Origin of the sequence: Gimesia aquarii (assembly GCF_007748175.1) — a bacterium.
GTDB classification, from domain to species: domain Bacteria; phylum Planctomycetota; class Planctomycetia; order Planctomycetales; family Planctomycetaceae; genus Gimesia; species Gimesia aquarii_A.
The window spans coordinates 703,716-723,600 of record NZ_CP037422.1 but is presented as its reverse complement, the minus strand read 5'-3'; the positions used below and the strand labels follow the sequence as shown (position 1 = coordinate 723,600).

The window sequence follows — 19,885 nt, the reverse complement described above, 5'->3', positions numbered from 1 at the left end:
TTAAATTAAGTTGATGAACTAGTTTTCTTCGTTAATCAGTTCTTTAATTTTCTGTTTGACTTCACTGATCAAGAACGGCTTTCCCTGGACCTTATTCAAACCAACGGCGTCAGCCAGATAAGTACCTCGGATGATCATTCTCAATTGTCCCGTGTTTAATTCGGGAATCAAGACCTTCTTATATCGCTTGATGACATCACCCAGGTTTTTAGGGAAGGGATTCAGGTAGCGAATATGGGCATGTGCTACTGACAAACCTTCCTCAACAGACTGCTTGACTGCAGTTCGAACCGCGCCATACGTTCCACCCCAGCTGATCACAAGCAAATCTCCAGATTCGGGGCCTTCCACAATTTGCTCAGGGATATAGTCAGCAATACCAGCAATTTTATCTGCGCGAAGTGTCGTCATAAACTGATGGTTCTCAGGAGAGTAGTCCACGTTTCCGGTGACATCTGATTTTTCCAGTCCACCAACACGGTGTTCGCAACCGGGAGTTCCCGGAAGAACCCAGGGACGCGTTTTCTTTTCATTCCGCAGGTAAGGCATAAATTCCTCGCCATCCTGGGTATTCTCGTTTGAAACATTGAATGGCTTCAGTTGAGAAACATCGGGAATTTGCCACGGTTCTGCCCCGTTAGCGATATAACCATCGCTGAGCAGTATAACGGGAGTCATAAATTCCACGGCAATTCTCATCGCTTCCTGTGCCATCTCAAAACAGTCAGCCGGTGAAGCGGGTGCCACCAACGGAAGCGGGCAGTCTCCGTTACGACCAAACATGCACATATATAAATCAGACTGTTCCGTTTTTGTTGGTAGTCCTGTACTTGGACCGCCGCGCTGTACGTCAATCACAACCAGAGGCAATTCGGTAATCGCAGCCAACCCCATCCCTTCCCCCTTGAGGGCTATCCCGGGACCACTACTGGCGGTGATCGCCAGGTCTCCTGCGTAGGCAGCGCCAACCACACTTGTGATCGCCGCAATTTCGTCTTCAGCCTGGAATGTAACGACGTTGAAATTCTTCAGTTTGGAAAGTTCATGCAAAATATCGCTGGCGGGGGTAATCGGATATCCGCCGTAGAACAATTGTTTGCCAGAGAGTTTCGCGGCTGTCACAAAGCCAAACGCCAGTGCTTCGTTGCCTGTGACCTTTCGGTACTTGCCCGGGGGCAGTTCTGCCGGATCAACTCGATAATGTACGGTGATTGCTTCAGTTGTGATGCCATAATTATAACCAGCATGTAAGGCTTTCAGGTTTGCTTCCACCAGTTCAGGTTTCTTGGCAAACTTGGATTTTACCCAGTCTTCGGTTGGTGTTGCATCGCGCTGATAGAGCCAGTAGACAAGCCCCATCGCGAAAAAGTTTTTGCAGCGTTCCGCTTCACGAGGTGAAAGCCCTAAGTCTGCCACAGCATCGCGCGTGAGGCTCGTCATCGGAACTCTCTGAACCTGATAAGCGGCCAGTGAAACATCATCTTCCAGTGGATTGCCTTCATAGCCTGCTTTGGAAAGATTGCTTTTTTCAAATGCGTCTTCATTGACGATCAGCGTACCACCCCGTCTTAAATCCGCTACGTTCGTTTTCAATGCTGCGGGATTCATCGCGATCAAAGTATCGACTTCATCACCGGGTGTAAAAATATCAGAACTGGAGAAACAGATCTGGAACCCACTTACACCGCCCAAGGTCCCGGCGGGTGCGCGAATTTCAGCGGGAAAGTCAGGCAAAGTACTGACATCATTCCCAAAGACAGCCGACACGTTTGTAAATTGTGTGCCTGCCAACTGCATTCCATCACCACTGTCTCCGCAAAATCGGATAACAACAGCATCAAGTTGTTCACTGATTTTGCCATTTGAACCGGGCACGTCTGTGGTCGCCATTCTGATTTTTACTCCCCAGTTATCGCCTTAGGTCAGGCGGTAGCGTCTTTGTTGTGTGAGAAAATAATTGATAGTTGGTTAATATTTTATATTCCAGATGGTAGCAACCATAAATCAAATTCCAGGTCACAACCAACGGCTGGATTGTATTTCTTATAACGGGAAATCTGATCCATCAATCACAGATAATACCGAGTTAATGGAATACATTATTGGGTCTCTCTGGCATGAATCGGGCCGACTTACATTGCCCACAAGGAGGGAAAGACGAAGGTTTTCTCGCTTGGTTTTCATAATTCCATGAAACATTCAGTTTGGGAGGCGACCCCTTTCAATACCTTTAGAGCATTGAAGTTCTGGCTTCAGACATCCATACTTTCAAACAAAGCCTGTTCACCATCGCTCCGTCAAGCGGTAAACTCTACGCAATAGAATTATTCCTTACAATCGGCATTCTTACACCAATTTCGACACAGGGAAAGGTCTTAAACAACACATTCTTCTGTGTTTCTTAAGATTTTTCTCTATTGATGTAAAATCGTTCCTGCCATAAAAAATTATAGGCAGCAATTGCGGCTATCCTATCTAAAGTCCACAAAAACATCTAATTTGACCTCAAAGAAGCTGGTAACATCAATCATCACAGGGATTTTTGACACATTTATAATAAAGTCAGAGAGCAGAAATCACCTGATTTTTGCTCTCTGATACAGCATGAACTAAAACGCTTCAAATATTACGTTTTTGTCATGATATAAAAGTAATTCATGATGTCATGAGGCAGCTCATGTACATCGATATCATTAAAGCCTGCCTCTTTCAGCATCTGGCATGCCAATTCTTTTCCCCAACAGGTTCCCAAACCAGCCCCTCCCTGAGCCAGCGAAACGGTCATGCAGTGCATTGTTGAAATCGTATAAAACATGGGTCCCAGAGGATTGGAAATATTCATTTCGACATTGCTTGAAGCTGCGATGTCCTGCATCAGGAATGTTCCCCCCGTTCGCAAGGCGGCATTCACTTCACTCAAAACCTGAGCCGGGTTGGCCTGATCGTGAATGACATCGAATGCAGTAATCAAATCGAAGGAATTGGCAGCGTTCATTTGAGAAACATCCTGAACCTGGAAAAAGACGTTCGTTATTCCGCGCTCCTCAGCAGTCTGTTTTGCCCGACCGATGGACTCCTGCGAAAAATCATATCCTTTAAAACGACTTTCGGGATAAGCGGCAGCCATCTCTATCAGCGCCAGACCACTTCCACATCCAATATCCAATACATCAATACCGGCTTTCAATTTCTCCTCCAAACCTGGTACGAGAGGCAAAATGTATTCAAATAATCCACAGACAACTGAGTTATAACTCTCTTCTGCCATGACTTCGTGAAAACGAGAAAATTCCGTATAAGGAACACCCCCTCCTTCTCGAAAACAATCGACAATTTTGTCTTCTACCGAGCCTAGTACCGAAAACCATTGCATCGTGGTGGCGAAATTATTTGATCCCGCAGCACGTGTCAGTAAAGCCGCATGTTCAGCGGGCAAGAAATAGGTCTTCAGAGCAGGGTCATATTGAATGATCCCCCCGGTCACCATCGCCCCGAGCCATTCCCTGACATAGCGTTCGTTTAAACTGGTCTTCTCAGCAATCTCACTACTGCTGGCGTGTTCCATTTCACTCATGATGTCAAACAATCGCGCGCGATGGCCGATCGACATCATCAAAGAAAGGCTACTATGATTGACAATCTCCAGCAACTTCTGGCCAAATTCATCTGTCTGTTCCGCATCAATATTCAGATTACAATTGTTACACATGGCTCAAGCTTTTCTCCCTACTTTGTGTTAATACCGCAAATTTCATTTTCAAAAACGATTTGGCCCCTATCTAAACTTCAGAGCGAAAAACGCGCCCAAATGTTACCATTTTTTTTGAAAAAAATTCGAAGCACGCTGAAAGAAACGCCATAAACGATGGATTGTATAATACTTAAGACATAAGGGTCGGCTACTCTTCCCTATGCAAGCAGGTCAGCCCCAATGCTGTAGGATGCTAACAGCTTCATCGCTTTGGGAACCGATTTCAGGAGATGCTCACCAGACTGGAAGACTCTTTTCTCAACTCATATCTTGTGTTTATCCTGGCTGTTCTTCAAAATAAACAGCACAAATTTCCCTCCTCCCCAAAAGCTCTCTGGAACAGGAATGAGGCACACCATCATGAAAAACACTCTGCTGGCCAGCATCCTTTGTTGTTTTTGTCTCCAGGTAGTTCAGGCCTTTGCTGAAGACCACTTTCTGGTTGAGGAAGGACAAGCCCGTTCTGAAATTATCATTGCCCCAAAATCTCCACGAACTACGCGACTCGCGGCACAGGAGCTACAGAACTATATTGAAAAAATTTCAGGTGCAAAGTTGCACATTGTAACCGAACCGAGCGGCAAGGTTCCCGTCAGTATTTTCATTGGTCGAAGTTCGCATACTGACAAACGGGGCATCACCGATATGGGGCTGAAGTATGGCGCATACCGTATAGTTTCTGGTGAGAACTGGCTCGTGTTAATCGGCGACGACACAGATTTTGTCCCCATCGAACCCTGGCCACGAAGCAATAATGATATTGCAAGCGGAAAAATGCAAAAGGCCTGGGATGCAATTACCGGGGAGCACTGGGGATATCCGCATTCCCAATTATACAAGCATTACACAGGTTCCACTGGACTGTTCGGAACTCCAAACGAACAACACGTCGACAAGAACGGCAATGTGAATACGTGGGGTTTTGACGAACGTGGATCATTCAACGGGGTATGCGGTTTTTTGCGCAGCCTGGGTGTTCGCTGGTATCTGCCGGGTGATCTGGGGGAGATCGTTCCAAAGATGAAAACGATCGCTCTACCAAAAATTGATCAAATCATGCATCCTGACTTTCCACTGCGAACCATTAATTTTCGTTTCAGGGTATATGGACGAGATGCAGCGATGTGGGCAATGTGACTGGGTGTACGTCAGCCTTATGGCAGACAAGCTGCACATGGACTGGACCACATGACTCATAATGAGCAGACTTTGAAAAAACACTCTGACTGGTTTGCGCTCTATGGTGGCAAACGAGATACCCAACTCGGGAAGCGACTCAACCAACTCTGTTATTCGAACGAGCAACTATTCCAGGAAACAGTTCGCTATGTTCGCGCACAGTTTGATCATTTTGACATGGACGTGGTTTCTGTAATGCCTCCCGATGGTTACACGGCGATTTGTCAGTGCCAACTCTGTGAAGGAAAGGACACACCGCAACGAGGTTATCGTGGGGCACTTTCTGATTATGTCTGGGAATTTGTTAACCGTGTCGCGAAAGAAGTACGCAAAACGCACCCCGACAAGAAAATTTCCAACTGTGCCTACGGAACTTATACCCAACCTCCAGAAACCATTGATAAGCTGGAGCCAAATGTGCAAGTAATCATCGTAGGTGGCCGTCGTCCCACCAGCGAAGCACGGGACGAAATTCGTAGGCTGCGCGAGAACTGGAGTCAGAAGACCGACAACCCCGTTATCGTTTTCGAAAACTATCCTTTTACGGGTCGTGGCTTCTATCTGCCAGCCTATATTCCACGTGTTCTGGGTGAGAGCATCAACGCGACCAAGGGAACTTCGCGTGGTGAAGACATCTGGCTCACAATGAACTTACGAGAGAATGCTATTGGATATAATCACTTCTTAATTTACTTCACTGCGCGGATGTACTGGGGTGGTACAAAGCAAAACGCAGTCGAGATGTTCGATGAGTACTGTCAGCTTTTTTACGGTCCTGCGGCAAAAGAGACGCGGGCTTTTTTCCAATACTGCGAGGAACACTGGCGCGAAATGGAAAAAGACGGCGACAAAGCCAATCGCGCACTGGAATTATTTACTAGCGCCAAGGCCAAAGTCAGCAACGACTCTGTTTACGGCCAGCGGGTACAATTGATCGACAACTACCTCAATGGACTACGCAACAAGAGTAAGCAGCTGGCACAGAAACGGGGGCCGGTTCCCACTCTGCGGCTTGTTGGTGATCCCCGGGGCAAAGTCGTAGTAGATGGAAAGCTCGACGATCTCATCTGGCAGAAGTGCCCCACCGCTTCGACCGGTCAACTGCGAGAGCTGCAAACCGGTCGACAGCCTATCTATGGTACCTCGATCAAATCCACCTGGGTCGGGGGGAATCTTTATTTCGCAATCCGCTGTGATGAAGCGCCTGGTGAAAAACCGAATATTACGTCGACAAAAAATGAAGATCAGGCGATATGGTACGGTGATGCAATCGAAATTCTGCTGGAAACAGAGTCTCACAGTTATTACCAGATCGTCGTCAACCCGGCTGGCGCACTGGTCGACCTCGATCGTGGTACTGACAAGAACAACTGGTTCCGCTGGGACTCACAAGCTGAAGTTGCCACACACATCGCCGACGATCATTGGACAGCGGAAATCCGCATTCCCATCATCCAGGATAAAAATGACCCCTTGCATCAAGTAATCGGGCACAAACCAACCGTCAGTCTTCCCTGGTTCATCAATGTCTGCCGCCAACGGATCCGAGAAAATGGTTCAGAGTATTCCGCATTTTCCCCGACAGGAAAATCGGGGTTCCATGAGCCCTTGAAATTCGCACACTTTTATCGTGGACTGTCTCATCAATTCGAAGCCGACTCTACAGTCACTGATTACCTGGTTGCGAGCCGGGACGCAGAAAAGTTATTGCGTCAGCGAAAAATAACAGAGGCATTGTCTGCCTTTCTCACACTGGCAACAGATGAGCGACTGACTGACTTCCAGAAATCAGACACTCTGCAGCGTGCAGCGAATTGCACGCGAAGACTCAAAAATTTTGATCAAGCCGAAGAAATTGCAAATCAGATTCCTCTTGAGGCCGTAGCGAAAACGGTCCGGATGGAGAATCTTCTAGCCCAACGAAAATTTGGTGAAATCATTAATCAGTTTAGCGAAGAGAATTTTCACAAGTGGCCATTCTGGCAAGCGGGTGCAGGTGCTTTTGCGCGTGCGAGAGCTTTTGTCAGCATGAAAGCAGGAGACAAAGCAGAATCAGATCTGAAAACCGCTCTGGAATTGACATCTAACAGTCGCATACTGACGAGAATCCTGCTCACAATGGGTGGCAATCGCGAAACGAATTTACAAAACGATGCTGCTGCACTAGAAGCCTATCGACAAAACTTCGAGTCTGTCACAAGAATTGGTTCTGCAGATCAATTTCAGTCAGTTAAGGCCGCGGCACGAATTCTAACACGACAAGGCAAATTCGATGAAGCCCTGAAAACACTACGCCAAACGAATATCGAAAAACTCAACGGATTCTGGCGTCATTCGATGCTGTTAGCGCTCGGCGATACGTTGGCAGCTAACGACCAAAAGAAACAGGCTCTGCAAGCGTATGAAAAAGTGTTACAAGAAGAATCAATTTCAGCAAGACATCGGCGTGAAGCTCAGAAGCAGATTGAGCGACTAAAACAGAAATGAAACCAGCACAGATTTCATTTATGGTTTTGCTCAGGAATTGCAGCTTAATGAAGGCAGACTGGAAAGCTCCTGAGTAGTTAGATATATACAAAAAAATCGCGAGAGACTCGCGATTCGTTGATATAAAAATAACACTTGCTGATTGAGAACACCAAACAATGAATTCTGCAAAGTGTTATCTCTCAATGAGTTACAAATTCGGGGCGACACGATTCGAACGTGCGACCTCTGCGTCCCAAACGCAGCGCTCTAGCCAAGCTGAGCTACGCCCCGCAACTTATTAGAGGCACAGTTTAGAGAGACACATAGAAGGCGTCAATGGTTCTATGTCATCTCTTGCTAAAATATGCGACGTGGATTGAATGAGATTGTTTCGGTTATTAAAGACATCATCAGCATTAAGCTAAAATTTCTTTAATCAAATGTCCGTGAACGTCTGTTAGACGGCGATCCAGGCCATTATTGTAGTAGGTTAGCTTGTCGTGCTGAAATCCCAGCAGTTGCAACGCCGTCGCGTAAAAGTCCCAGACAGTCGTCGGATTCAATTCGGCCCGGCGCCCAAATTCATCGGTCGCACCATAGCTGGTTCCCCCTTTGATGCCGGCGCCCATCATCCAACAGGTAAATCCATCCGGATTATGATCGCGCCCCAGCGTTCCCGCCTGATGAGTGGGCATGCGACCAAACTCGGTCGTCCATAAGACCAACGTTTCATCCAGCAAACCGCGTTGCTTCAGGTCGGTCAGCAAAGCTGCGGTGGGCTGATCAAAAACGGGACAATGTCGTTCGTAGTCTGCTTTCAACGTTTTATGCGCATCCCAATTCAATAATCCATCCACGCCCGATGCACGCGAAGCACAATATAAGTTGATGTAACGTACACCACGTTCCAGAAATCGTCTCGCCAGTAAACAGTTGCGGGCATAAGCCGACTTTAATTTGTTCGGATCATTGGTTCCATATTGTGTATGAATCGATTTTGGCTCGGAAGCCAGGTTGGAAACTTCGGGCGCTGACAACTGCATCCGGGCTGCCAGTTCATACGCTTCAATACGCGCCTGCAAATCGGAATTACCAGGACGCTGTTCTGCATGGCGCTGATCCAGTAGTTTTAAGAACTCCCGCGTTGCCTGTTCTTCCCTCGGACTGATCCCTTTGGGAACTTTCAAATTTCGGATCGGAGATTGCGCGTTCATTACAATCGCCTGATGTTGCGCTGGTAGATACCCATTGCTCCAGTTGGCCTTTCCGTTCGGAGGTTCGCCTCGAATATCGGGAATCGCAATATACGCTGGCAGATTTTCATTTTCACTTCCCAACGCATAACCCAGCCAGGCACCGGCACTGGGATGCCCTTCGGTATCATGGCCGGTATTCATGAAAACACAACCGGGACCATGCGTATTTGTTTTTGTCGTCATCGAATGAACGAAGGCAATTTCATCAATGTGCCGTGACATATGGGGCAGCATCGTCGAACACATCTTGCCGCTCTGGCCTGCTGGTTTGAACGCCCACGGACTCTTCATCAAATTTCCATTTTTGCCTTGAAAGCTGACCAGATTTTCTTCACCCGGTAAAGGTTTGCCATGGTATTTATCTAAACCTGGTTTATGTTCCCACAGATCCATATGAGAGGCTGCTCCAGGACAAAAGATCTGCAGTACCCGTTTTGCTTTTGCAGGGAAATGTGTCTCATTCTTACCCGGCTGCCAGTCTTTCTGATTCCTGGAACCAGTCGCTTTTTTCTCAGCTGAAAGATCATTGAGCAACAGGTTCGTCAATCCGATCCCTGCGACTCCCGTGTAAACGCTGGAAAAAAATGAGCGACGAGAATGCACCTGATTCAAAAGACGTCCTGTTGTTATTTTATTTAATGGATTCAGCATTTGGATTTTTCACTTCAATCAAGATAAATCAGTTCATTCGAATTAATCATGGCACGGCAAAATGCGTTTAGACCATTTGCAGAAATCAATTTTCTGGCTGCCAACTGTTCCTGTGGAACGGGAGGCCGGGCGTACAAAAGACGAAACGCACGGTCTATCTGCCGATCCATATGTTCTGTTCCGACATCGCGCTGTAATCGGTCTGCCAGAAATCGAGAAAGATCCAGGGTAAATTGGTGGTTCATTAACGTCAGTGCCTGTAATGGTGTCGTAGTCGAATTACGTCTTGGTGCGGCAAAGGCGTTGTCAGGACAGTCAAAGTCGGTCAACAGATCAAGACGGGCTGCCCGTGCATTTTGATGATAGACGGCACGACGGTACGTTTCCGGCCCAAATTTTTCGAGAGGTACATAAGTGGCTACATTGTCCTGCAAATATTGATACAAACGAAAACCAGGCCCTCCCATTTTGAGATTCAGTTTTCCTGAGACCGAGAGCAGCGTGTCGCGAATTTCTTCACCAGAGAGACGACGCGGTGGGAATCGCCACAAATACCGAGTGTCTGAATCAATACGCGCTGCCTCTGCACGAAATGTACTGGTCTGTTGATACGTTTGCGACAGCATAATCAGTTTATGTATGGCTTTGAGTCGCCAACCATTTTCCTGAAGCCGAACAGCAAGCCAGTCGAGCAACTCAGGATGTGTGGGTCGTGTCCCCATATAACCGAAGTCGCTGGGGGTCGAAACGATGCCAGTCCCAAAATGATAATGCCAAAGCCGATTGGCAAGCACACGCGGAGTAAGTGGATTCTCTTTTGCCACAAGCCAACGAGCCAACGCAAGCCTTCTCTCTCCGTGCGGCGATTTTTCATCTAGCTGATAACCCTTGGTCACTTTGCTTAAAGTTGACATACTGGCGGGAACCACATGTTCTCCTTTGCGTTGCGGATTCCCACCCACAAACACATGAAACGGACCGTTTACCTGCCGATGATTACCTACCCACCAGGCAGGTAAAGCAGGTATCGCAGCTAATTCACGGCCTATCTGACGAATTTCTGTATCCCATTCACTGATCTGTTTCTGTTCGCCCGGTGTGACTTCAGAAACATAGAACCGCTTTCGACGATGATTCGCGTTAACGGGTTTACGATCCTTTGAGGAAGCAACTTCCTGCCAGACCTTACCATCGGTTGAGACTTCGAGTTTGTAATCGGCCAGAAACGTTGCTTTATAATTACTCATCGCCGCACCAGAGCGATCACTAGAAAATACGACACGATTGATCGTTTCAGGCTGCTTGAACTCAATGACAAGATCAGGACTACCGGCAATCCAGCAGGCACCAATCTTGCCATCAATGGTGAGATTAACATCATAGGCACCGGAAAAATCACCGGCGACACGACTGTTGGCACCTTTAGCAGTGCCTCCCTGTTTCGCAAGTGCCACATTTCGCGATGTTTCTTCCGCTGTCCAAACTTCGAATTCATCAATTCGATAACCTGTCTTTGCCGCAGGATTCGTATCGAGCCCTTCAGAAGTCAGTCGCACAAATTTTGCAGAGATTGGTGAAAAAGTGTCTTCGACTCCTGTCCGTTTGACAGACTCTCGGACCCAGAGCTTTTCATATTCGGCTGCTTTTTTTTCGGCCCGAGCATGAATCGTGCTTTGGAGTTGTGATTTCTTTTTTTGCAGTTCTGCTTTTCTGGCATTTAAAGGCTTAATTTTTTCTGCGCGTTCTTGTTGGTCTGCCTTTGTGGCAAGCACGCGACTTCCATGAAAGACACCGGAAAAGGTAGCGTACAGCGCGTAGTAATCCTGCTGCTTTACGGGATCAAACTTATGATTGTGGCAGCGACTACAGCCAACTGTCAGCCCCAAAAAGGCCTCACCCGTTGTGCGAATCATATCGTCAATCGTATTCGCGCGAATCTGAGCAGCCTGAACCGGATCCTGGTTGCCCACGTTATCGTAAGGACCGCAAACAAGAAACGTTGTCCCCACTTCTACTTTAGAATCACCTTTGCCAATCACATCACCGGCCAGATGTTCCAGCACCATTTGATCGAAGGGCTTATCATCATTGAAAGATTGAATCACATAATCTCGAAAAGGCCAGGCGTTATCGATGATCACATTACGTTCAAATCCGTTACTCTCGCCGAACCGCACCACGTCCAACCAATGACGTCCCCAATGTTCGCCGTAGCGAGGCGAATCCAGCAGACGATCGATTAGTTTCTCATAGGCATTCGGTGCAGTATCACTTTCAAAGGCAGCGACTTCTTCAGGAGTCGGAGGTAATCCGGTTAAATTATAGGTGGCCCTTCTGATCAATTCTCGTTTCGTTGCGCGAGGTGAAGGAACCAGATTTTTTTCCTGTAACCTGGCATAAACAAACCGATCGATGGCGTTTTGCTGCCATATTTTTGGCATATTTTTTAATGCTGGTGGTTCGTATTGCGCCAATGGCTGAAGCGACCACCAACTGAGATCGGCCTTCGATTTTTCTTGTAATTTCAACTGAGCAGGCCACTCTGCCCCCTGCTTGATCCAGCGGCTGAATAACGAAAATTCAGCATCTGAAAGAGGCTTACCCTCTTTGGGCATTTCCGCTTTTCCACTCTTTGAACTCACACGAATGACATCTAAAAGATAACTCTCTCCTGGTTTACCCGGTGAGAGATATGCTTTCTCTTTCAATGCTTGAATTGAATCTAATGAAAGTTCGCCTTTTTCATTCCCGGGGTTATGGCAACGAATACAATGCTCCACAATCAGCGGGGCAATCTCTTTTTCAAAATCGACTTTTGAATCCGTTTTTGGCGTTTTCCCTGAAGCAAATAAAAGCACACAAGCACTTCCAACGAGGATGCTTGCCAAACTGAAAAAGAAACATCGCATCACGATTCTCATCCTCGTCTATTCTCATTTTTCATTGCGCACTGGTTAACCTAATGACTGATTCTGAATTATGAATCTCGCTGTTGAAACAGATCACGTTCCAGCCCAATTGGAGTCTGTAGCAAATGGTCGTTCATCGCCTGGGCTGCTTTTGCCGGATCTCCGGATGCCAGTGCCTGCACAATCCGTAAATGCTCTGCATTTTCTTCCATATATGCATAGTTCTTAACTGTTTGTCGTTTGCTATGTCTGACTTGCCTTAAGGTCCGATACAATACTTTATATCGTTTAATCTCAAGAGCAAGCCGTTCGCTCCCGCACTTCTCATAAATGAGATCGTGCAGATAATCGTCCCATTCTTGTGTTGCTTCTGACCATTCAACAGTTCTCTTTGCTGCTGTTAATTCGCTGAAAGTTTGCTCTAATTTCGATAACTCATTTGGTGTAATATGACCGCAGGCACAGCGCGTTGCTTCACTCTCCAGAATCCGACGTACCTGACAAATTTCTCGCAGCTCTTTGACACCAAAACTCCTGAGCACCGCCCCACGATTAGGAAAGATTTCAACGATGCCAATCCCTTCTAACTCGATTAATGCTTCACGAACCGGGCTGGCACTTACGTTCCATTCCTTGGCTAATGATTGCACTGTCATTCTTTGGTTGGGCTGATACTCTCCCTGAAAAAATTTGACGAGAACTTGCTGTACCAAAGTTTGTCGCCGGGAACCGTGAACCAATTGTTTTGAAACTACTGAAGCCATTTGCAACCACTTCTTTTGCCAATAAAAAATTCACACAAATTATATACAATCATTTTATATTTAATATAATCAGTGACTTTATGTCAACTCATTTCATCCACAAGAACGGCCTTCGGGCCAAAAAATGCAACAGATTGTAAAAGACTGGAAAACCTCCTCTAATTTCCGGGGTTAATTCTCACACCAATACTGACTATTACTATGTACGTGCATTTGAGGTTGCATGATGACTACGATAATTGCCCGTTTTTTCATTGGGATCTTCTTATTCGCAATTCTTGTTTACTTCATACCCGAGCCTGCAAGAATCTCTGCCAAAGCACAACTTGACAGTGAATATAATTCCTCAGATATCCCAGCGATGCCAAACGATCTCAAAATCATCGACAGTATCTCCTATCGCAGAGGAAAGAAAGCCTGGAAACTGGACCTTATCATGCCGAAAGCAAGAGGGCCCCAAAAACGCCCTGCGATCGTTTTCATTCATGGCGGTGGCTGGCATGGTGGAGATAAAGGGCGTGGTTTCTTTCGTACGGGAGCCATTGAATATGCCCGTAAAGGATATGTCTGCATTAGTATAAATTATCGCTTGAGTGATGAAGCTCCATTCCCCGCATGTGTGGAAGATGTGAAGTGTGCTGTTCGCTGGCTTCGAGCCCATGCAGAGAAATATCATGTCGATCCGGAACGGATTGGCGGCTATGGAAATTCGGCAGGCGCACACCTTGTCTGCATGTTGGGGTTAGTCAAAAAAAATGCAAATATGGAAGGAGATGGTCCCTGGCAGGAATATTCGAGCCAGTTAAATGCGGTTTGCGCAGCTGCTACACCCACTGACTTTACCAACTGGCCTGGTGGCTTTGAAACGAAATCTTCACTCAGACAATTATTAAAGGCTCCTAATACGAATATTCATGAACAGGCTGCCAAAGCGTCTCCGATAAACCATGTCCACTCGAAAGCACCACCATTTCTGTTGTTTCATGGCATCCAAGATCATTTGGTTGATGTCTCTCAAGCAGATCGCTTTGTGGAAGCTTTAAAGTCAGCCGGAGCCAAAGATATTAATTATCATCGCTTTGAGGCATCTGGACATGGTGTTTTTAGTCAATGTAGAAAAGAAACTCATCGCCTGATGGAAGAGTTCTTCGCAAGAACCTTAATGAAACAGGAACGCTCACTTTCGCAAGCACAACCGTAATATTTCTTACTGTGCTGCCAATACTTGAAGTTCTTCTCCGGTAATGGGGTTCAGGCGGCGCGCCTTTGTCACCTTCCATTCCCCTCCCATTTTTTGCCAGGTTAATTCCCAGCGGGTCGGTTGACGACCGGTAATTCCACCATATGTCGCTGCCCCGTTTGCCCGAAAATGAGTCGTCGCAATTGAATTTTCTGACCTGAGTTCTGTCTCTAAATCCGTGATGCGAAGCTGGCCATCAATGGTTACCAGTTTTAGAGCAACTTGAACCATTCCCCTTAGCGCATCTGCTCGAGGACTGAAATAATCGAGTGTGGTTTTCTCTTCCTTATTCTCAAACGCATGTATCAAACCGTATAAATCAGCTTCGACGCGTTCACGTTCGGTGACAATACTTAATTCAAGAAAATAAAAACCACCCAACGCGGCAAGCATCACAACACAACCAACGAGATATCTGGTTTGATGCCTTAAGTACCATCTTATAAATAAGAACACGGCCGCAATACTGCAAATGATCATCAACGGAATTGCTGTCTCGGTAATCCACATGATATTCTCTCCTACAGAGCAGGATGGTTTTCGAGAACCGCTAAATTGTCTCGATGAATCACTTCGGAATAGGGTATGCCCCCTAAAATCGTGGCGATTTGATCCGAACGTCGCATGGCAATCTTTTCCATATCACCCGAATTGTAATTACTCAACCCGCGCGCAAATTCTTCACCTGTCGGACTGACCAGTGTTACTACTTCACCACTTTCAAATGTTCCCTCAATGGAACGAATGCCAATTGCTAACAGCGATTTTCCCCCTTCACGGATGGCTTTCGTTGCGCCATCATCGAGGTGAAACTTTCCTTTCGGCCGAATGGTGTATCCAATCCAACGTTTCCAGGCAGAAACAGTGGCTCCCTGTGCCAGGAATAATGTGCCGACATCTTCAGCCTTGAGAATGCGGTCGAGAACGCCTTCTTCTGTTCCATTTGCAATGATGACATTTTCACCTACCGCGGTCGCAGAGCGAACCGCATGCAGCTTGGATTTCATACCTCCCGTTCCCAGGGTACTACTATCGTCGGTTGCCAGCGCCAATAATTCGGGTGTCCAATCCTGAACGAGAGATATTCGGGAACTCGTTTGTAATCCCGGATCACCATCAAAGAGGCCATCCACGACAGAGAGAACCACGAGCAAGGGCTTCTTTACGAGGCTGGTCACCATTGCTGCCAGATGATCGTTGTCTCCAAATTTAATTTCATGAATGCTAACCGTATCATTTTCATTCACTATAGGAACAGCACCATACTCGAATAAAGTATGAATTGTATTGCGTACGTTTAGATAACGAGTACGGTGCTTGAAATCATTGGCCGTGACCAGTAGCTGGGCTGCGTGATACCCATGTTTTTGCAGACAACGATCATAGCGGCGGATTAGATGCGCCTGTCCCACAGCAGCAGAAGCCTGCAAATGACCAAGATCTTTAGGGCGTTCTTTAAGCCCCAAAAGTCCCATTCCTGCCCCAACCGCGCCACTAGACACAACAACCACGCGACGTCCTGTTTCCTTAATTCGGTGAATCTGCTCCGCCAGGGATTCGATCCGTTTCAGGTCGAGACTATCGTCTGCGCAAGAGAGAACGTTTGTTCCAATTTTAATAACGAGCGTTTCCGCCGTCTCGATCACTTCACGCCTTGTAAGACTCACTGTCTGCACTTTTTCCGGGAATCACAAAAAATAATTTATTCAAGCACTCCCCACCGGAGCACGATTTCTTAATACTACCATAATATAATAGTCAGTGGCTGTAAGATAGGCATTCTTCAGAGAGAGTTTGACAGTAATATGAGGCCGTTTTCGCTAAAATTCGTCTCTTTTTCACTATAGTTTCTCTAATTCAGTTTGTCTTTCCTTGGTAGCTCTGAAACAATTAACGCATAGTTCACGCGGATCACACAGATCTTCAAACCCTTTACTACGAACTAAGGCCATTTATGTCGGAACTCTTCCACGAATGTGGCATTGCTGCCGTCTATCATCTTCCCAACAGCGACCCCAGTCCTCTGGCCCCTATGGGAGACCCTGGTAAGACATCGCAACTGATCTCCCGGTTACTGCTGGATATTCAAAATCGTGGTCAGTTGGCGGCTGGCATGACGACGTTTAACCCTGCAAGAAACCAGTTAATCGATACACACAAAGACGTAGGTACCGTCACCGAAGTATTCCAACTCAATCATCAGAACGCCTTTAACAATCTGATGAAAAAGTACCAGGGTCCTGCTGCCATTGGTCATGTGCGTTATGCTACCTGTGGCAAAGATGAACGGAGCTATGCTCAACCTTTCGAACGGCATCACATTCAGAAATCGAAGTGGTTCAGCTTTGGCTTTAACGGGCAATTGGCAAACTACCAGGAACTCTGTCAGGAAATTCTGGCTGAATCCGATTTTCATCTCGCGCGAGAAACCGATACCGAAATTCTGATGCATTTGATCTCTCAGGAACTTTCGAAAGAAAATCCTGGGGAGCTCTTTGACATTCTGGGAAATCTCAGCCAACGTCTGGACGGTGCCTACAATATCGTCTTTCTGGATGCGTTAGGAAATATGTTTGTCTCGCGCGACCCGGTCGGCATTCGCCCCTTGTGTTATGCTTTTGATGGCTCCCTTTTTGCTGCGGCCAGTGAGAGTGTAGCACTGGCGAACATGGGCTTTGATGCAGACGAGATTCACAGTCTCCCCCCTGGCTCGGCAATCGTCATTCAGGATGGAAAGCTCACCATCCGTGAATATGCCAAACCGATGCAAAAAGCGCACTGCTTCTTTGAATGGATCTACTTCGCCAACGTTTGTAGTACACTCGATGACCAAAGTGTTTACATCGTTCGTAAACGACTGGGAGAAGAATTAGCTCAGCAAGAGACCGTTCCGATCGATAAAGATACGATCGTGGTCCCTGTTCCAGATACAGCAAAAGCGGCTGCAGATAGCATGGCCTTTAATTTGAGCGTTCCCAGTCTCGAAGGCCTCATTCGAAATCGCTATATTGGACGCACGTTTATCGAAGGCGCGAACCGTCAAGATAAGGTACGTGCTAAATACACGCCACTTCCTGAAGTTCTCGAAGACAAACGGGTGCTGCTTGTGGAAGATACGATCGTACGTTCAACCACGATGAAAGCGCTGATCAGCCAACTGAAAGAGCGCGGTCGAGCCCGAGAAGTTCACGTACGCGTGGCGTGCCCACCCATTATCGGCCCTTGTTTCTATGGCATTGATATGTCGACCATCAACGAGTTATTCGCCCCCCGTTTTCTACAGGGAGGTGAAATGACTCCGGAAGTGGAACAAGCGATGGCGAAGGCCATTGGTGCAGACAGCTTGAAATATCTGCCAAAGGAATCGATTGCTCGTGCCGTTGGGTTGCCTGACAATTCACTCTGTCAGGCCTGTATCGATACGACTTATCCGACTGAAGCCGGTCGCAAACTGTATCAAATCGCAGTCGAGAATTCGCAAAACGATAATGGCGATGACCCCCATCGAACCTATGACGTTTCGCTTACCAGCCCTGTCAGATCTTAATTCGATAAAGGAATGCTTAGCGTATGTCTGCCTCTCATGAGATGGAAATCCGCGTTCGCTATAGTGAAACTGACGCGATGGGTTTTCTTCACCATGGAAATTATTTCAGCTATTTCGAAATGGGCCGTACTGAGCTCTTTCGATCACAGGGAGGTAATTACCGTGAAATGGAAGAGAAAGGGTATCTGCTCGTTGTCTCAAAAATTGAATGTCGTTACAGACGGCCTGCTCGCTATGATGATGTGTTGACACTCAGAACTACACTCTCCAAAGTCACTGGTGCCAAACTGGAGCATGATTACGAACTTTTCCGCGATGGCGAATCCATTGCGGCTGCACATAGCGTAATCGCTTGTGTCGATCGCGAGGGAAACATTCAGAGGATGCCAGCCGCCCTTGAACAACTGGGCACAGAAGCCCCGTGATCAACGTGTTCTCCTATTTCATTACCTGAATCTATATACGAAAATATCCATTTTTTGGACTTTATTTCAGAAATCCTTACATGTTTATTATCAGTTCGATTTTGGGGACATCAAATAAGCTGATCTCTCGTCGCTTTGTTCAACTACTGTAGCCAATCATGATTTCCTTATTTCGTCCGCTAAATGAAAAACACGTTCTATGAAAATCCTAATCAAGGGCATCAACCAGTCAAGAGTGATGTGTCGCGAAAGTGAAGTGACACACTATGATGTCAGTTCGATATTATCTGATCACACTGCGAACGTGTTTGACAGCTTCCCAAAAATGAGTGTTGATTTTGAATGACTTCGACTTGAACACCTGAAGAAATTCAAAATACAGCGAGATTTGACAGTGATTGTATCCGCAGATGAGGAAAGGTTTATCGGAAAATAATGTTCCCGCGCGCGCGACGCAGAGTACGCAGTTTATGGGGAGTCAGCATCACGTCAAGATGAGAAAAGAAACGTTTTTAAAGGGATTTTTGTGGGATTTTATAGTCGCGAATTTGTCAAGTGAACTTAGTATTAAAGACGGTTGCGACATTCAAACAGAAATGGCAGATTTTTTAAGCCTTCGAGTCTTCAGTTTCAGTGAATACATCGGGCTCATTGAATTCTTCAATCAGTTGATTAACGGCTGTCGAAGAACCCAGGGCAAAAATACTATCGCCGGCATTGAGAATCGTCGTGCTGGGAGGGGGCATCTCAGGCTCCTGATCCAGTCGACAAATACCAATGATCATGATTCCTTTATCACTGAAGTCGGTTTCACTCAACTTTTTTCCGCAATACGGGCTACTTTCGCTGATCTGTAAATCAGCAACCTGGAATCCGCCAACATGCTTGCTGGCGACTTCAACAAAATCTTCCACGGCAGGGTGAATCATAAAACGAGCGATTTTAACTGCACCGCTGCGAAAGGGGCTCACAACACGGGTCGCTCCAGCATGCTTGATTTTTTCGCTCGCTTTATCATCACTCGCACGAGCTATAATTTGAAAATCAGGGTTGAGCATTCGCGCCGTTAATACGACATACACATTATCAGCATCACCGGGTAAAGCAGACGCCAGAGCTTTTGCGTAATCGATGCCCGCGCTTTTCAGAATAAAGTCATCGGTCGCATCACCAAAAACGTAAAACCAACCGCGTGGCTGACAAACTGCCTGTAAACGCTCTTCGTTACTGTCGATCACCACAAATGGCTTTCCTCGTTCGTGGAGGTATTCGCTGATAGTCTCCCCCATGCGACCTATGCCACACACAATGTAATGCCCACGTAAATTCGCAATTGATTTCTGCATTCGTCGTTGCTCCAACATCGAACTCATTTGTTGTCGAACGATCCACTGACCGAGCTGGGAAACGCTATAAGTAAAGATTCCCAAACCAAACATAAGATAGAAAATGATAAAAATTTTACCATTGTCACTTAAAGTAACCGGGTCTTCATACCCCACAGTCGTCGCGGTAATCACAATCATATACAGACTGTTCAACCACGAAGAACCCTCGATCAGGCGAATTCCCACTGTACCAAAAATCGTAAACCCTAACAGCAGCCCGGCAATGCGAATCACCTGCCCTACCGTCTGCTTTTGTGCTCTTACCTGATTGATGTTTGACAATGTATGAAAAAACATGCGTGAGAT

General features: G+C 46.6%; 13 protein-coding genes and 1 tRNA gene. 5 read left to right on the top strand and 9 right to left on the bottom strand.

The window, feature by feature from the left end:
* Window positions 1-18: 18 nt before the first annotated feature.
* Both V202x_RS02990 and V202x_RS02985 read right to left on the bottom strand, forming a co-directional pair.
* Window positions 19-1,890, bottom strand: coding sequence for a 2-oxoacid:acceptor oxidoreductase subunit alpha (locus tag V202x_RS02990; protein WP_145171066.1), 1,872 nt, complete (start codon window positions 1,888-1,890; stop codon window positions 19-21).
* A gap of 736 nt (window positions 1,891-2,626) precedes the next feature.
* A complete protein-coding gene (locus V202x_RS02985) occupies window positions 2,627-3,709 on the bottom strand; it encodes a class I SAM-dependent methyltransferase (protein ID WP_145171063.1) in 1,083 nt (360 codons plus the stop codon).
* Window positions 3,710-4,111: 402 nt separating this feature from the next.
* On the opposite strand from V202x_RS02985, the gene V202x_RS02980 reads away from it, so the two are divergent.
* Together V202x_RS02980 and V202x_RS02975 are read left to right on the top strand one after the other, a co-directional pair.
* Window positions 4,112-4,888, top strand: coding sequence for a hypothetical protein (locus V202x_RS02980; protein WP_145171061.1), 777 nt, complete (start codon window positions 4,112-4,114; stop codon window positions 4,886-4,888).
* The gene (locus tag V202x_RS02975; RefSeq protein WP_315851541.1) at window positions 4,889-7,417 is read left to right on the top strand and encodes a DUF4838 domain-containing protein; all 2,529 of its coding nucleotides are present in this window, start codon (window positions 4,889-4,891) and stop codon (window positions 7,415-7,417) included.
* A gap of 198 nt (window positions 7,418-7,615) precedes the next feature.
* Here the strand turns inward: V202x_RS02975 and V202x_RS02970 are convergent.
* From V202x_RS02970 to V202x_RS02955, 4 genes are all read right to left on the bottom strand, one after another.
* Window positions 7,616-7,690, bottom strand: a tRNA-Pro gene (locus V202x_RS02970).
* Window positions 7,691-7,815: 125 nt separating this feature from the next.
* Window positions 7,816-9,306, bottom strand: a complete 1,491-nt coding sequence (locus V202x_RS02965; protein ID WP_145171057.1) for a DUF1501 domain-containing protein — start codon at window positions 9,304-9,306, stop codon at window positions 7,816-7,818.
* A 14-nt stretch (window positions 9,307-9,320) separates the two neighbouring features.
* Entirely contained in the window at window positions 9,321-12,215 is a 2,895-nt protein-coding gene (locus tag V202x_RS02960; protein WP_197993190.1) for a DUF1553 domain-containing protein, read from the bottom strand.
* Between the two features lie 68 nt (window positions 12,216-12,283).
* Window positions 12,284-12,979 carry a GntR family transcriptional regulator gene (locus V202x_RS02955; RefSeq protein WP_145171053.1) on the bottom strand — a complete coding sequence of 232 codons (696 nt, stop codon included), beginning with the start codon at window positions 12,977-12,979 and terminating at the stop codon, window positions 12,284-12,286.
* A gap of 223 nt (window positions 12,980-13,202) precedes the next feature.
* On the opposite strand from V202x_RS02955, the gene V202x_RS02950 reads away from it, so the two are divergent.
* On the top strand, window positions 13,203-14,180 hold the full coding sequence (locus tag V202x_RS02950) for an alpha/beta hydrolase (protein WP_145171051.1): 978 nt from the start codon (window positions 13,203-13,205) through the stop codon (window positions 14,178-14,180).
* Between the two features lie 6 nt (window positions 14,181-14,186).
* Here the strand turns inward: V202x_RS02950 and V202x_RS02945 are convergent, their stop codons facing one another.
* Together V202x_RS02945 and proB are read right to left on the bottom strand one after the other, a co-directional pair.
* Window positions 14,187-14,729 (bottom strand): hypothetical protein, encoded by a 543-nt coding sequence (locus tag V202x_RS02945; protein WP_145171049.1) that lies wholly within the window; start codon window positions 14,727-14,729, stop codon window positions 14,187-14,189.
* A gap of 11 nt (window positions 14,730-14,740) precedes the next feature.
* Window positions 14,741-15,886: a glutamate 5-kinase gene (gene proB / locus V202x_RS02940; protein ID WP_145171047.1), complete on the bottom strand. Its 1,146-nt coding sequence runs from the start codon at window positions 15,884-15,886 to the stop codon at window positions 14,741-14,743.
* 287 nt (window positions 15,887-16,173) lie between these two features.
* Between proB and V202x_RS02935 the strand changes: the two genes are divergently transcribed.
* Complete coding sequence (locus V202x_RS02935; protein WP_145171045.1) at window positions 16,174-17,766, top strand: amidophosphoribosyltransferase; 1,593 nt, start codon at window positions 16,174-16,176, stop codon at window positions 17,764-17,766.
* A 23-nt stretch (window positions 17,767-17,789) separates the two neighbouring features.
* Window positions 17,790-18,191 carry an acyl-CoA thioesterase gene (locus tag V202x_RS02930; protein WP_145171043.1) on the top strand — a complete coding sequence of 134 codons (402 nt, stop codon included), beginning with the start codon at window positions 17,790-17,792 and terminating at the stop codon, window positions 18,189-18,191.
* Window positions 18,192-18,799: 608 nt separating this feature from the next.
* Here V202x_RS02930 and V202x_RS02925 read toward each other — a convergent pair.
* Window positions 18,800-19,876 (bottom strand): potassium channel family protein, encoded by a 1,077-nt coding sequence (locus V202x_RS02925; protein WP_197993189.1) that lies wholly within the window; start codon window positions 19,874-19,876, stop codon window positions 18,800-18,802.
* Window positions 19,877-19,885: the final 9 nt, after the last annotated feature.